Source organism: Bacillus sp. FSL W7-1034 (assembly GCF_038593365.1).
GTDB lineage: Bacteria > Bacillota > Bacilli > Bacillales > Bacillaceae > Bacillus > Bacillus altitudinis.
In genome coordinates, this window is record NZ_CP151989.1 from 1107217 (window position 1) to 1121272 (window position 14056).

The 14056-nt window shown below is 41.1% G+C and carries 16 protein-coding genes; 12 read left to right on the forward strand and 4 right to left on the reverse strand.

All coding sequences use genetic code 11. The features are described from left to right. The first annotated feature begins 15 nt into the window (after positions 1-15). Positions 16-993, forward strand: a complete 978-nt coding sequence (locus NST73_RS05520; protein ID WP_025207132.1) for a BMP family ABC transporter substrate-binding protein — start codon at positions 16-18, stop codon at positions 991-993. After that, positions 990-2639 carry a methyl-accepting chemotaxis protein gene (locus tag NST73_RS05525; protein ID WP_047945528.1) on the forward strand — a complete coding sequence of 550 codons (1650 nt, stop codon included), beginning with the start codon at positions 990-992 and terminating at the stop codon, positions 2637-2639. Before NST73_RS05520 ends, NST73_RS05525 begins: the two co-directional genes overlap by 4 nt. Positions 2640-2680: 41 nt before the next feature. Here NST73_RS05525 and NST73_RS05530 read toward each other — a convergent pair whose 3' ends face one another. Beyond that, on the reverse strand, positions 2681-3538 hold the full coding sequence (locus tag NST73_RS05530; protein ID WP_008348544.1) for a DegV family protein: 858 nt from the start codon (positions 3536-3538) through the stop codon (positions 2681-2683). Positions 3539-3678: 140 nt separating this feature from the next. Between NST73_RS05530 and NST73_RS05535 the strand changes: the two genes are divergently transcribed. Together NST73_RS05535 and NST73_RS05540 are read left to right on the forward strand one after the other, a co-directional pair. Then, a complete protein-coding gene (locus NST73_RS05535; RefSeq protein ID WP_007499067.1) occupies positions 3679-4521 on the forward strand; it encodes a YitT family protein in 843 nt (280 codons plus the stop codon). Between the two features lie 14 nt (positions 4522-4535). Next, positions 4536-4991 carry a BsuPI-related putative proteinase inhibitor gene (locus NST73_RS05540; RefSeq protein WP_342499439.1) on the forward strand — a complete coding sequence of 152 codons (456 nt, stop codon included), beginning with the start codon at positions 4536-4538 and terminating at the stop codon, positions 4989-4991. A 40-nt stretch (positions 4992-5031) separates the two neighbouring features. On the opposite strand, the gene NST73_RS05545 is transcribed toward NST73_RS05540, so the two are convergent. From NST73_RS05545 to NST73_RS05555, 3 genes are all read right to left on the reverse strand, one after another. Beyond that, positions 5032-5223, reverse strand: coding sequence for a DUF3813 domain-containing protein (locus tag NST73_RS05545; RefSeq protein WP_008348541.1), 192 nt, complete (start codon positions 5221-5223; stop codon positions 5032-5034). Continuing rightward, positions 5220-5372, reverse strand: a complete 153-nt coding sequence (locus NST73_RS05550; RefSeq protein WP_008348539.1) for a hypothetical protein — start codon at positions 5370-5372, stop codon at positions 5220-5222. Before NST73_RS05550 ends, NST73_RS05545 begins: the two co-directional genes overlap by 4 nt. An 88-nt stretch (positions 5373-5460) precedes the next feature. Next, positions 5461-6273, reverse strand: a complete 813-nt coding sequence (locus NST73_RS05555; protein ID WP_342499440.1) for a Cof-type HAD-IIB family hydrolase — start codon at positions 6271-6273, stop codon at positions 5461-5463. Positions 6274-6410: 137 nt separating this feature from the next. On the opposite strand from NST73_RS05555, the gene NST73_RS05560 reads away from it, so the two are divergent. From NST73_RS05560 to NST73_RS05595, 8 genes are all read left to right on the forward strand, one after another. After that, positions 6411-7196 carry an alpha/beta fold hydrolase gene (locus tag NST73_RS05560; RefSeq protein ID WP_008348536.1) on the forward strand — a complete coding sequence of 262 codons (786 nt, stop codon included), beginning with the start codon at positions 6411-6413 and terminating at the stop codon, positions 7194-7196. A 46-nt stretch (positions 7197-7242) separates the two neighbouring features. Next, positions 7243-7551: a metal-sulfur cluster assembly factor gene (locus NST73_RS05565; RefSeq protein ID WP_003211530.1), complete on the forward strand. Its 309-nt coding sequence runs from the start codon at positions 7243-7245 to the stop codon at positions 7549-7551. Positions 7552-7673: 122 nt separating this feature from the next. Then, the gene (locus tag NST73_RS05570; RefSeq protein ID WP_342499441.1) at positions 7674-9119 is read left to right on the forward strand and encodes an FAD-binding oxidoreductase; all 1446 of its coding nucleotides are present in this window, start codon (positions 7674-7676) and stop codon (positions 9117-9119) included. Continuing rightward, positions 9116-9664, forward strand: a complete 549-nt coding sequence (locus NST73_RS05575) for an MFS transporter (RefSeq protein WP_008348533.1) — start codon at positions 9116-9118, stop codon at positions 9662-9664. Before NST73_RS05570 ends, NST73_RS05575 begins: the two co-directional genes overlap by 4 nt. Before the next feature lie 138 nt (positions 9665-9802). Continuing rightward, a complete protein-coding gene (gene argC, locus NST73_RS05580; RefSeq protein WP_335352283.1) occupies positions 9803-10840 on the forward strand; it encodes an N-acetyl-gamma-glutamyl-phosphate reductase in 1038 nt (345 codons plus the stop codon). Between the two features lie 20 nt (positions 10841-10860). Continuing rightward, on the forward strand, positions 10861-12081 hold the full coding sequence (gene argJ, locus NST73_RS05585; RefSeq protein ID WP_039167371.1) for a bifunctional ornithine acetyltransferase/N-acetylglutamate synthase: 1221 nt from the start codon (positions 10861-10863) through the stop codon (positions 12079-12081). A gap of 14 nt (positions 12082-12095) precedes the next feature. Beyond that, positions 12096-12872: an acetylglutamate kinase gene (gene argB, locus NST73_RS05590; protein ID WP_342499442.1), complete on the forward strand. Its 777-nt coding sequence runs from the start codon at positions 12096-12098 to the stop codon at positions 12870-12872. Continuing rightward, positions 12869-14020: an acetylornithine transaminase gene (locus NST73_RS05595; protein WP_342499443.1), complete on the forward strand. Its 1152-nt coding sequence runs from the start codon at positions 12869-12871 to the stop codon at positions 14018-14020. Before argB ends, NST73_RS05595 begins: the two co-directional genes overlap by 4 nt. The last annotated feature ends 36 nt before the right edge of the window (positions 14021-14056 follow it).

Genomic DNA, 14056 nt, shown 5'->3' on the forward strand with positions numbered 1-14056 from the left:
GGAGTGTGTTTTTGGATGAAAGTGAAGATTTCATTACTTCTGATGGCAGCGATGATCATGGTACTCGCCTCATGCAGCAATCAGCAGGGAGGACCACCGATATCAAATGCGAAGCATATTGGTGTCATGCTGACGGATGATGGTCTTGGTGATCAATCATTTAACGATTCATCATTTAAAGGATTAGAAAAAGCACGTGATGAGCTTGGCATTGAATTCGATTATAGAGAAATTGCAGAAACCGATACATATGAAAAAGGGCTGACCGAGCTTGTGAAAGATGGAAATGACCTGATCATCGGTGTAGGTTTCAGTATGCAAGAAGACTTAGAAAAGGTAGCGAAAAAATATCCGAAAAAGCAATTTTTACTCATTGATGCTGTGTCTGAACTGAAAAATGTCACATCAGTGACTTTTAAAGAAGAGCAGGGCAGCTATTTAGCGGGAGCACTTGCTGCCATGACAACAAAAAGTGATGTCATTGGTTTTGTGGGCGGAGTCGATGCAGAGGTGATCCATCGATTTGAACAAGGCTATCAAAAAGGCGCAAAATCAGTGAATCCGAAAATCAAGGTCGTATCCACGTATGCTGGCACATTTAGTGATGCAGGCAAAGGCAGTAAAATAGCGAAAGACATGATCAAAAAGAAAGCAGATGTTTTATATGCCGCAGCCGGTTATACGGGTGTTGGTGTATTAAAAGAAGCGCAAACGCAAGGCAAATACGCAATCGGCGTGGACAGCGATCAGTATTATACAGCTGAAAAAGCCGTTATTTCGTCTATGGTCAAAAAAGTAGATGAAGTCGTCTATCAATTCAGCGAACAGCTCGTCAAAAGCAGCAAAATCAAAAGCGGGCATATCGTTTATGACTTAAGTAATGACGGAATCGATATGGCAAGAATCCGGGTGCTCAAAGATGCTGAGAAATTGACCAAAAAATTAAATGGACTGAAGCAGACACTTCTGAAAGAAGAGGGGGCAGCATCATGAGCTTACGCATCAAAATTTTGCTCAACTCACTCATTTCACTTCTTTTAGCGGTTGGCGTAATTGCCTTTATTATTGTGAGCATGACAAAAATTCAGTCATCAAGCGAAACAGAAGTTCAAACCTTACTGAACGTACAAAAAACGAAGGCCAGCTTTGAAAGTGTCGAACAAGCCATGACCAATTATTCCATGACCCTTTCAGATGAACAGCTAGAGGTCGTTCAAAGCGATATATCGACAGCAAAAAAACAGCTGCAAACGTTAAACAAAAACGCAGGAAATATGAACAAAGAAGCCCTAACACGGTTAAATTCAAAGTTTGACACATGGACGCAAGAAGCAAACAATGCCATTGGTGAAAAAAATGCCTCTGATGCCAGACGAGTGGCTGCCAGAATTGACGGTGTTTTAAACGACGTGCATACGATGAATAAAAGAGCACAAGAAGCGTATGAATACCATTTAGAGGAGGCGGCAGACAATGTGCAAAGGATCATCACAAGCGCATCTGTCGCAGCCCTCACGCTGATTGTCATCGCCGTCTTTTTAAATATTGGTTTAACGAGATCCATTGTGACACCAATCAAATCCCTTTCTTACCGGGCAAAACAGATTGCCGAAGGAAACCTCGCTGTGGAGCGGATGAACATCAAGCGGAAAGATGAAATCGGTGGCTTAAATGAGTCGTTCAATCAAATGACGGATCAGCTGATTAGCTTGATTCAAGAAATCAGCCATGTCTCAAGCCAAGTAGAATCATTCTCGGTTCAGTTAGATGATGAAAACAAAAAGCTTATGGAATCGGCCAATCAAGTGTCAGTATCGACAGACGAAATGGCGAATGGTTCACAAGCGATTTCAGAAGACCTTCAGCATGGCGTTAGTTTGATTGAGAAAATGGATTCACATGGCCGTAAGAATTCCGAAAGATCACATACAGTCATCCGTAGTACAGAGGATGCCATTGAAGCGGTGGAAAGCGGAAAGCACACGTTAACAGAAACAAAAGCAGCCATTGAAAAAAATACACGTGCGACGAGACAAATTGAAGAGTCAGCAGGAGAATTCACTCAGTACGCAAGCGGAATCTCCGCAATGGCCAAAACGGTTTCTGATATTGCGGACCAGACAAACCTCCTTTCGCTCAATGCGGCGATTGAAGCGGCAAGAGCAGGAGAAGCTGGAAAAGGGTTTGCCGTCGTAGCGGACGAAATCCGTAAGCTGGCAGATGAATCGTCTCGTGCAACAAGACAAATTTTTGACATGGTGAGTCATATTGAAAAAGGCATTCAATCCATTAGCCAAACTGTACAAGAAGGGGTCAAGCTATCACTTCAGCAGCAAGATGCAATGGACAAAACCTCACACTCCTTTGAAGATATAGAAACAAAAGCACAACATATTAAGCAAGAAATGGCGATCTTAAATGACCAAATTATTCAATCAACAGAGCTTGGCGGACAAGTGCTGCACTCGATTGAAAATATTAGTGCCGTTGTAGAAGAAACGGCAGCGGGTAGCGAAGAAATTTCTGCCTCGGCAAACGAACAGCTGCAATCTTTCCATCAAATGAACAAACAAGTAGAAGAACTGATGAGTATGACAGCAAGGTTAAACGAAACCGTTCACCGATTTAAGCTATCATAAGAAAAGCACCCTTCCCGTGATGTTTCAGGGAAGGGTGCTTTTTATGATGGGCTGCCTGTAAAGAAGATGGCAAGTGTGCTAGGGCCTGAGTGGGACCCAACAGCCGCTCCGATGACCTGGATGTCGATTTCTTTTGGGTGAAATTCGGCTTCGATTAATTGTCTCATTTCTTCTGCAAGTGCAGGGTCATCTCCATGACTAATGCCAACAGTTTGACTAGACCAGTCAGATCCGCGTTCTTTCATCAGCTCGATAATGCGTTTCAATAATTTTTTACGGCCACGAATTTTTTCAAGGGGTATCAGTTTTCCATCCTCAACGTGTAAAATGGGTTTAATACTTAACAATCCGCCAACAAATGCGGACGCTTTACTGATTCTTCCGCCTCTTGCTAAATACGATAAATCGTCTACAGTAAAAATATGTTGTAAAGATTCACAAAAATGCTTTACAGACGTTTCAATTTCTTGTATTGTATTTCCGTCAATGGCAAGTGATTGAGCGTGTTTGACAGCTAGTCCATAACCAAGTGAAGCACATTTAGAATCAATGATTCGCAAATCGAAATCAGGGTATTCTTCCTTCACTTCGTTTGCCATCATCACAGCGGTTTGGTATGTACCTGAAAGCTCTGATGAAAAGGCAACATAAATAGCCGATGTATGGGTTTGGGCCGCAGAAACAAAGGCTTCTTTGATCCGGTTTGGTGAAGCTTGTGATGTTTTTGGACTTGCACCTTGTCTCATCGCATCAAATACTTGTTTTGGTTCAATGGTGATCAAATCCTCAAATTCCTGCTCGCCGAGTAACACACGCAGCGGAATGAGTGTCATGTTTTGTTCATCATAATAAGAAAGAGGCAGATCAGCAGCACTGTCTGCTATGATATGAACAGTCATCAAAATCCCTTCTTTCTAAAAAATCAACCATATTTTACATCTTTTTAGCCTAACTATATCATAGAAAATCATTTTTTCGTGTTCAAATTCTAAATTTTAGGGAAAACCATAGAGAGAATGGTAAGTGGAGGAATGACAACATGTTCATTGGAGAAGCAAAAAAATTCATCGTCGTCGTCATTGGTGCCTTACTTAATGCGATTGGGCTGAATTTATTTTTAATCCCTGCTGACGTATATGCAAGTGGTTTTACTGGGGTTGCCCAGCTGTTATCTAGTTTAATCGATCAATATGCACCGTTTTATTTATCAACAGGGATCCTATTATTTATTTTAAACATTCCGGTCGGCATTTTAGGCTGGATGAAGGTTGGTCGTTCCTTTACTTTGTATAGCATTATTAGTGTGGCGCTGACAACGATTTTCCTCGGCATTTTACCAGAGACAAGTGTTTCTGAAGATATTTTATTAAATGCTGTATTTGGCGGAGTCATTTCTGCACTTGGCATTGGGATTACACTGAAATATGGGGCATCTACAGGCGGCCTTGACATTATTGCGATGATTTTAGCGAAATGGAAAGACAAACCAGTGGGCACGTATTTCTTCATTTTAAACGGAATTATCATTTTTACAGCAGGATTGTTACAAGGTTGGGAGAAAGCTTTATATACCCTTGTCACATTATATGTGACGACTAGGGTAATTGATGCCATCCATACGAGACATGAAAAGCTGACCGCCATGATTGTGACAAAGAAAGCAGATGAAATCAAAGAAGCCATTTATGGAAAAATGGTCAGAGGGATTACGACTGTTCCGGCAAAAGGGGCATTTACCAATGAACAAAAAGAAATGATGGTCATTGTCATTACAAGGTATGAGCTGTATGAACTTGAACAAATTATAAAGGAAGTCGATCCAAAAGCCTTTACAAATATTGTTCAAACAACCAATATTCTTGGATTTTTCAGACGAGATTAAAAGGTGGGTAGAAGATGAAAAAAGGGTTAGTGCTTTTTCTCGTTCTATTGGTTTTAACAGCTTGTGGACAACAAAAAAAGGATGAACCAAACAAGGAGGTATCCGGTCAAATGGGAGAAAAAACCGTTGTACTCACAGTAGACCCCGTCCAAAAAGGTTCTTCGGTTCAATTTCATATGTCACTAAAAAATGACTCAGATCGAGATATTGAATTCACGTTTAACACAAGCCAAAAATTCGAATTGAGTGTGTACGATGAAGACGGAAATGAAAAATACCGTTACTCGAAAGACCGTATGTTCACACAAGCCATCCAATCCTTTGTGCTGAAAGCAGATGAAACATATGACTTCCAAGATACGTGGTCAAACGGTGTGGAGCCGGGAACGTATGAAGCGGTCGTCACATTTAAAGGAAAAGCAGAAGGGCTAAAGCAAATCACTGAGAAGAAAACGTTCCAAGTGAAATAAGCATAAGAAAAGCTGTCCACAAAGCGGACAGCTTTTTTCGTTAAAGATCATCAAGCAGGTCTTGGAACGTATGCAGCTGGTTTCTTTCTGCATCTGTCGAATTAGCAAATGCAGATGATACGGCGTTTTTAGCTCGCTGAACTGCTTGTTGACGCTCTAAACCAGATGGAAATGAAGAAGTAAGGGCTTCTTCAGTAAATGATTTGGCTTGATCAAAAAGTTCGTTTCTCACAATGAACCTCCAGAAGCATCAGTCTTCATATTTCCCCTGTCCTCCGCAGCTTCTTCAAGTGTGGAACGATACGGAAAACGTGCGTCATGTAGACTGACTGAATCTTTACCTTGTTGTATAAAGCGTTTCGATTTGCTTCTTTTACCCATTCGGAATCCGCCCCTTTACACAAGCTGACAGGACAACCTGTCTAACGGTAGTATGCCCGCTTCGACCTGCTATGTATGAATGGAAAAATTAAAGCGAGAAGTAATTCGTTAGGAATTTTGCAATCCCATCTTGTTCATTCGTATCTGTCACTTCATTAGAGACGCGTTTCACTGCATCAATCCCGTTGCCCATGGCAACCCCGCATCCAGCAAATTCAAGCATCTCTAAATCATTGTCTTCATCTCCGAATGCCACAATCCGCTCCTGAGGCACACCGTAATAATCACTGATCTTTTGCAGTCCAACGGCTTTGTTCATACCTGTTTTAATGATTTCAATGACATGCCACGGAGCAGCCCAGCGTCTGTGGTCAATCACTTCTGCATGAACATCTGTCAAATAGCTCCGAATCGCTCCGACGTCTTCTTCTTTTGCGTGAATTAAGACGCTTGTGACATTCTCTCCAAGATTGTTCCGAAGGTCTCCAACGGTCACTTTGTTTGCATTCATATTAAATATATCAATGAGCTTTTCATCATGATAATGGAAATACAAATCGTCTAGCACTTCAGCTAACACATTGTGCACTTTATATTCCTCACTAATATCCACAAGCTGTTTCACGACTTGAAGATCAAGTGATGTGTGAAATCTGCCCCATTTTTCATCAAGAGGATGATGGACAAACGCTCCATTAAAGTTCACAATCGGTGAATCGAGCTGCATTTGCTGATAATAAGGAGAGCTGGAACGAAATGGCCGGCCAGTTGAAATACAGACATGATGCCCGCTGTCTTTCACTTTTTGAATGACATCAAGTGTGTGTGCAGAAATCGTTTTATCGTCTTTTAATAACGTGCCATCCAGGTCAAGTGCGATTAGATAAGGTTTAGTCTCCATAAAATCTCCTTTGATCTGTAAGTAATAGGAGGCATCTGGTGCGGGTGCCTCCACCTATAGTGTATCTTTATCACATCTTCGTTGTCTACATGTTAAAATAAACAAAGACGGGAATGATAAAGGAGGATTCATAGGCTGTGATCACCATTGATGAGCAAATGACGCACGATATTCCATTTTTACATATCGTAAAAGCTGAAAATAAAGATAAACCACTGCCACTTGTATTTTTTATACATGGATTTACAAGTGCACGCGAGCACAACTTACACTTCGCCTTTCATTTGGCGGAAAAAGGCATGAGAGTCATTTTGCCTGACTGTGCTTATCATGGTGTAAGATCAGAAAACCTCAGCTTAGAGGAACTGGCATCAAAGTTTTGGGAAATCGTCCTGAACGAAATCCGTGAAATCGATATACTTAAGACACATTTTCAAGAAAAACAATTGATTGAAGCCGACCTAATAGGTGTTGCAGGTACTTCCATGGGAGGCATCACGACCTTTGGTGCACTCGCAAAACATGATTGGATTAAAGCGGCAGTCAGCTTGATGGGCAGTCCGAAATATACGACATTCCTACAAGCACAAATTATGGACATGCGGCACAAAGGGTTGATGAAAGAGATTACAGATGAAGAGGTTCATCAGCAATTAGACGCGCTGCGCCCTTATGATTTAACGCTGCAAACAGATCGATTAAACAAAAGACCGCTGTTATTCTGGCATGCAGAAAACGATCCAGTTGTCCCTTACAGACATGCAAAAGCTCTTTATGACGAGTTAGCAGAAACCCAATATAAAGAAGATCCGCACCTGATTCGTTTTATCACAGATGGACAGGCTGGCCATAAGGTCTCAAGACAAGCAATGTTTGAAACCATTGACTGGTTTGTGACACACCTGAAAAGCACAAACGTTTAGCCAAAAGGAAAAGTACGTTATACTAGTTGAAAAAGGAGTGGATATCATGGATGAAGCATTGAAAGAAAATATTTTAGGCGCCCTAGAACAGGTGATTGACCCTGAGTTAAACGTAGACATCGTCAACCTTGGACTTGTCTATGATGTCGATCTTGATGAGAATGGAAAAGCGGATATCACGATGACTTTAACATCAATGGGGTGTCCCCTTGCACCAGTTATCGTCGATGAAGTCAAAAAAGCATTAAGTGACTTGCCTGAAGTGAAGGAAACTGAAGTTCACATCGTCTGGAATCCACCTTGGACACGTGACAAAATGTCAAGATACGCTAAAATTGCGCTTGGTATTCAATAAGTAAATACGAAAAATGCCTGGTATGAGTTGAACTCGTACCAGGTTTTTTTATGAAAAATTAAGGTAGAGGAGGAGTATGGCTTGATATAATGGATGTAATTTTATAGAACGGAGTACCTATAATGAAACGAAAGTGGATATGGATCGTTCTTTTGATGGGATATGGCGCTGCCTTTTTTGCATCAGTCTCTATACGTGAAGGTCAAGCACACAAAAGACAAGGACTTGAGGCGTTTACAGATGTGAGTCACCTCATGCCGGTCAAAATAAAAAAAGTCGTGCAAGGAAAAGAAATAGAATCTTTAAAAGAAGTATTAGAAGAAGCAAAAGAGAAGAATCTGCCCATTTCAATCGCCGGAAAGCAGCATAGTATGGGCGGCCACACGTATTATGAAAATGGCATTGTACTAGACATGACGAAATTTCGCCGAATCGTATCATTTAATGAAAAAAAGAAGACCATTCGGGTCCAGAGCGGCGCCACATGGGATGATATTCAAAAATATGTGAACCCATATGGTCTTGCAGTAAAGGTGATGCAATCTCAAAACATCTTTACGATTGGTGGCTCGTTAAGTGCAAATGCACATGGACGTGATATTCGCTACGGCTCACTCATTGACACTGTGCGCTCTTTCACACTGTTAAAAGCAGATGGAGAGATCATCACAGTAAAGCCTAGCGATTATTTATTTACTGCCGTGATTGGAGGATACGGCTTATTCGGTGTCATTTTAGATGTTGAGCTGTCCTTAACAAAGGATGAATTATATAAAATGGAGACAACCTCTCTACACTTCGATGAATACACTGATTATTTTCAAAAGCATGTAAAGAACAATAAAGAAGTGCGCATGCATCTCGCAAGAATCTCTACAGCGAAAACAAATTTTTTGAAAGAGATGTATGTGACGAATTATTCGCTTACTTCTGATCAACAGATCGATCCATACCGCGAGCTCAAAGAAGATCAGCTCGTCATTCCTTTAAAATTTATGCTCGGCCTTTCGAGAAGATTTGATATGGGGAAAGATTTGCTATGGAACTTGCAAAAGAAGTATTTTCAAAGTCAAAATGACCAGCTGATCACAAGAAATAACGTGATGCGGTCTGATTCTGCTTTTTTAGAATATGAAAATGAGTCAGATACCGATGTGCTTCAAGAATACTTTGTTCCGGTTGATCGTTTTCGTGCGTATATCGATGACATGAGAAGCTTTTTACAACAGGAAGAATTGAATTTAATGAACATCACAATCCGCTACGTACAAAAAAATGAAAAAGCGGATCTCTCATATGCGAAAGAAGATATGTTTGCACTTGTTTTGTTAGTGAATTATGGTTTTGAGAAAGAAGAGAAGGCAGAAGCAGAGCGGGTCATCCGGCAAATGACAGATATCACCTTGCGGCACCATGGAAGCTATTACTTACCATACATGCCGTATCAAACGAAAGCACAAATGAAACAAGCGTATCCAAAAATCGATCTATTCTTTCAAAAGAAAAAGCAAGCAGATCCAGATGGCAGATTTATCAACTACTTTTATGAAAGGTACAATACACAATGAATGCTAAAGCAATGAAATGGTTCGTCTATTCACAAAGTCTACTGTTTTTCGCCAGTAGTCTCATTTTCCCTTTTTATATTCTTTTTATTAAAAATGTTGGGTCGAGCTATTCTCAATTTGGTCTTGCTTATGGTCTGTTTGGTTTGAGCGGTGCGTTCATTCATTTATTATTAGGAAAACTTCCTGAAACGACCGACAGGCGTCTCTTTTTAATCATTCATTCGTTTGGTATGGCGTTTCTTCTTCTACTTTTTCCACATATCACAGAAGTAGAGCAAGTTTATATGATTCAGCTTGCCTTAGGTGTGCTAGGTGGTGTTCAGAAGCACGGAGAGAAACTACTCGTCACCGAACTCACAAATGAGAAAAAGCGTATGAAAGAAGTTGGGCACTATCATTTTTGGACAGCGCTTTTTTCATCCATCGCCATTATGCTTGGCGGCCTGTTTGCTGATTTCTTCACCATTCATTTGATTTTTTATGCAAGTTCCCTATTATATTTATGCAGTGCGCTTCTGGTCCTCAATATGAAGAACAATAGATAAAATCCGCATGTCTCACGAAGATATGTGGATTTTTTTATGAAAAAAAATGAAAACAAATATTAAATATACAATTGAATTAATTTTTATACATGTTATAATGTTAAATAATTTCACAAAGATCAAGAGGGTGTATTGACGTTGAAAATAGGTATTATAGGTGCTACAGGGTACGGTGGTGCGGAATTAGTTCGTATCTTTAAGCAGCATCCACATGTGGAGGAATGTATATTGTATTCATCAAGTGGTGATGGGCAATTATACAGTCAATCTTATCCGCATCTGACAACGATTACTGACCAAACATTAAAAGCCATTGATCCGGCGGCCATTGTGCAAGAAACAGATGCTGTGTTTTTAGCGACACCAGCAGGCGTTTCAAGTGAACTCACACCGAAGCTCATGAATCAAGGGGTGCCAATTATTGATTTATCAGGTGACTTGCGCATTCAAGATGGAACTGTTTATGAAGCGTGGTATAAACGAAGGGCAGCGGATGAAGCATCGGTTCAACAAGCTGTATACGGATTATCTGAATTGAATCGTGAAACCATTAAGCAAGCGGAAGTCATTGCAAACCCCGGCTGCTTTCCTACTGCAGTTCTTCTAGGTTTAGCACCGCTGATGAAACAGAATTTAATCGATGAATCTATGATCATAATAGATGCAAAAACCGGGGTGTCCGGTGCAGGACGATCAGCCTCACTTGGCACACATTTTTCAGAGCTGAACGATAACTTTAAAATTTATAAGGTGAATGAACATCAGCACACACCTGAAATAGAACAAATACTTAGAGAATGGAACCCGCAAACGGCGAACATCACATTTTCAACACACCTTGTCCCGATGACAAGAGGGATTATGGCGACGATGTATACACAATTGAAATCAGATGTCACAAAAGAAGAATTAATGAAACGGATGAAGGACTTTTATGAAGATTCCTATTTTGTAAGAGTGAGAGATCATGGGATATATCCGCAAACAAAAGAAGTATATGGCAGTAACTTCTGTGACATTGGTTTTCATTTAGATGAGCGAACAGGCAGACTGACGATTGTATCTGTCATAGATAATCTCATGAAAGGCGCAGCCGGCCAAGCGGTTCAAAACTTCAACATCATCAAAGGCTTACATGAAGAGGCGGGCCTCACAATGACACCTCTCTATCCATAAGAACAGGGGAGACAACAAACATGATCGAATTGAATGAAAAAAGTATTGTCAAAATAGACGGGGACGTATCATCACCAAAAGGTTTTGAAGCAAAGGGGATTCATATAGGATTACGCTATTCAAAAAAAGACCTTGGCTTGATCATCAGTGAAGTACCAGCAGCGAGTGCAGCGGTATACACTCAAAGTCACTTTCAAGCTGCGCCTCTTCAAGTCACACAAAAAAGCTTAAAAAAGACGGGCAAACTAAAAGGTGTCATTGTCAATAGTGCCATCGCCAACGCATGCACAGGTGAACAGGGATTAAAAGATGCATACGACATGCAGGCAGCCTGTGCAGACATGTTAGGCACAGAGCCTGATTACATTGCCGTTTCTTCTACTGGTGTCATTGGAGAGTGTCTGGATATGGATAAAATCAAAACAGGCATTGCTCAGCTAAAAGAAGCAAAAGCAGGAAATGGCCACTTTGAAGAAGCGATTTTAACAACAGATACAGTCATTAAAAATACGACATACTCCTTGACGATAGACGGGAAAGAGATTCTCATTTCTGGTGCAGCAAAAGGCTCTGGTATGATTCATCCGAACATGGCAACAATGCTCGGGTTTGTCACAACCGATGCAAATGTCGAACAAGAAGCTTTGCAAAATGCTCTTCGTGACATTACAGATGTGACGTTTAATCAAATTACCGTCGATGGAGAAACATCAACTAACGATATGGTGCTTGTGATGGCAAATGGAATGGCAGAAAACCAGGCACTGAATGAAGAACATCCAGAATGGCCATTGTTTAAAGAAGGATTAAAACTAGCCTGTGAAGATCTAGCAAAAGAGATTGCAAGAGACGGAGAAGGCGCAACCAAATTAATCGAAGCGAAAGTTGTTGGTGCTAAAAACAACTTAGAAGCGGGAATTATTGCAAAAAAAATCGTAGGTTCAAGTCTTGTGAAAACAGCCGTATACGGTACGGACGCCAACTGGGGACGGATTATCGGAGCAATCGGTCATAGCGCAGCTTCTGTCACGCCAGAAGAGGTTGAAGTTTACTTAGGCGGGCAATGTCTGTTTAAACATAATGAACCTCAGTCTTTCTCAGAAGAGGAAGCAAAAGCGTATCTAGAGCAGGATGAGATTACGATTTTCATTCAAATGAATGAAGGAAATGGTGAAGCGGCAGCATGGGGCTGTGACCTTACCTATGATTATGTGAAAATTAACGCGAGCTATCGCACATAATGAAGGAGATAGACATGGATAAAACGATCGTGTTCAAGTGTGGAGGCAGTGTCATTCGAGAACTTTCCGATACCTTTTATGAAAATGTCCGCTCACTTCAAGCTGCTGGGTTTAAACTGGCTATCGTACATGGCGGGGGTCCTGAAATCACGAGCATGCTGCAAAAATTAGAAGTGAAAACGGAATTTGTAGATGGACAGCGCAAAACAACAAAGCCGGTGTTAGAGGTAGCCGAAATGGTCCTTTCAGGAACGGTGAATAAATACTTTGTTTCAGAGTTGGCAAAGCATGATATATCATCTGTCGGTGTATCTGGTAAAGATGGACAGATGCTTGTCGCCGATTTTCTCGATCAAGATGTATATGGGTACGTTGGCGAAATCAAAGAAGTCAATCCAGAGATGGCAGAAGCACTAATGGAGAAACAATTCATTCCCGTCATTGCGCCGCTATCTATGACCGAAGAATGCCAAACGTTAAATGTAAATGCTGATCTTGCAGCATCAGCAGTCGCAGGAGCTATGAAAGCTAATAAGCTCATGTTTGTCACAGATGTGGAAGGAATTTTAAAAAATGGTGAGCTGTTAGACGTTGTCACCGAACAAGAAGCTCTCAAGCTCATCGATGAAGGTATTATTTCCGGGGGAATGATTCCAAAAGTGCAATCTGCGCTAAGTGCTTTATCAGGAGATGTGGATGAAGTCATGATTGTGAATGGAAAAGGCAGTATTTTTACAGGAGATACCTTTAAAGGAACTCGAATTGTAAAACAAAAGGAGGCGGTCCTGTGAGTCATCTCTTTCAAACGTACGGACGGTGGAATGTTGAAATTAAAGAGGCAGAAGGTTCTTGGGCAGTTGATACAACTGGGAAAAAATATTTAGACTTTATACAAGGCATTGCGGTCACGAATTTAGGTCACAATCATCCAAAGGTCAATCAAGCCATCAAGAAGCAGCTTGATGAGGTCTGGCACGTATCAAATCTATTTGAAAATGGACTGCAAGAAAAAGCAGCGGAAAAGCTGGCAGCCAACAGTTCAGGAGATCTCGTATTTTTCTGCAACAGCGGGGCTGAAGCGAATGAAGGGGCTATCAAATTGGCCCGAAAAGCAACAGGTAAAACAAATATTGTGACGTTTTTGCACTCTTTCCATGGGCGCACGTATGCTGGTATGGCTGCCACAGGTCAAGATAAAATCAAAACTGGTTTTGGACCGATGCTGGAAGGCTTTCATTATGTACCGTTTAATGACCCTGAAGCGATCACAGCGCGTGAAATCGATGATGTCGCAGCGGTCATGCTGGAAGTGGTGCAAGGTGAAGGTGGAGTGAATCCAGCTACAGCTGAATTTCTAGAAGCCGTTCAAACGTTTTGCAAAAAACATCAAGCACTGCTAATTGTAGATGAAATCCAAACAGGTATTGGGCGAACAGGGACAGCATTTGCCTATGAGCAATCGGGACTTGATCCTGATATTATTTCAGCCGCAAAAGGTTTAGGAAATGGATTTCCAGTCGGTGCAGTGATAGGGAAAAAAGCTTTAGGGGATGCATTTTCTCCAGGCTCTCATGGCACAACATTTGGTGGCAATATGCTCGCTATGTCAGCTGTGAACGCAACTCTTGATGTAATATTTAAAGAAGACTTTCTTTCAGAAGTGAAAGAAAAGGGTGCGTACCTTTTAAAGAGACTGCAAGAAGTCAAACAGCTGAACATCGTGAAAGAAGTACGGGGCAAAGGATTAATGGCAGGAATTGAGTGTCATCAGCCAGTAGGTGATTACATCACAGCCCTTCGAGAGCAAGGTATGCTTGTGCTTCCAGCTGGTCCGAATGTCATTCGTTTATTACCTCCGCTGAATGTCAAAAAAGTTGAATTGGATCAAGCCATTGAAGCAATCATTCAAGTGTTAGCAAATGAAGCAGTAACGGTCTAAATTTTTTTACACCAGAACGCATAAACATGCATTTAT

What these genes read in the sequence shown, in the direction of transcription:
- NST73_RS05520 (WP_025207132.1), top strand. Translation starts at nt 16, where the DNA reads ATGAAAGTGAAGATTTCATTACTTCTGATGGCAGCGATGATCATGGTA.
- NST73_RS05525 (WP_047945528.1), top strand. Translation starts at nt 990, where the DNA reads ATGAGCTTACGCATCAAAATTTTGCTCAACTCACTCATTTCACTTCTT.
- NST73_RS05530 (WP_008348544.1), bottom strand. Translation starts at nt 3,538, where the DNA reads ATGACTGTTCATATCATAGCAGACAGTGCTGCTGATCTGCCTCTTTCT.
- NST73_RS05535 (WP_007499067.1), top strand. Translation starts at nt 3,679, where the DNA reads ATGTTCATTGGAGAAGCAAAAAAATTCATCGTCGTCGTCATTGGTGCC.
- NST73_RS05540 (WP_342499439.1), top strand. Translation starts at nt 4,536, where the DNA reads ATGAAAAAAGGGTTAGTGCTTTTTCTCGTTCTATTGGTTTTAACAGCT.
- NST73_RS05550 (WP_008348539.1), bottom strand. Translation starts at nt 5,372, where the DNA reads ATGGGTAAAAGAAGCAAATCGAAACGCTTTATACAACAAGGTAAAGAT.
- NST73_RS05555 (WP_342499440.1), bottom strand. Translation starts at nt 6,273, where the DNA reads ATGGAGACTAAACCTTATCTAATCGCACTTGACCTGGATGGCACGTTA.
- NST73_RS05565 (WP_003211530.1), top strand. Translation starts at nt 7,243, where the DNA reads ATGGATGAAGCATTGAAAGAAAATATTTTAGGCGCCCTAGAACAGGTG.
- NST73_RS05570 (WP_342499441.1), top strand. Translation starts at nt 7,674, where the DNA reads ATGAAACGAAAGTGGATATGGATCGTTCTTTTGATGGGATATGGCGCT.
- NST73_RS05575 (WP_008348533.1), top strand. Translation starts at nt 9,116, where the DNA reads ATGAATGCTAAAGCAATGAAATGGTTCGTCTATTCACAAAGTCTACTG.
- argJ (WP_039167371.1), top strand. Translation starts at nt 10,861, where the DNA reads ATGATCGAATTGAATGAAAAAAGTATTGTCAAAATAGACGGGGACGTA.
- argB (WP_342499442.1), top strand. Translation starts at nt 12,096, where the DNA reads ATGGATAAAACGATCGTGTTCAAGTGTGGAGGCAGTGTCATTCGAGAA.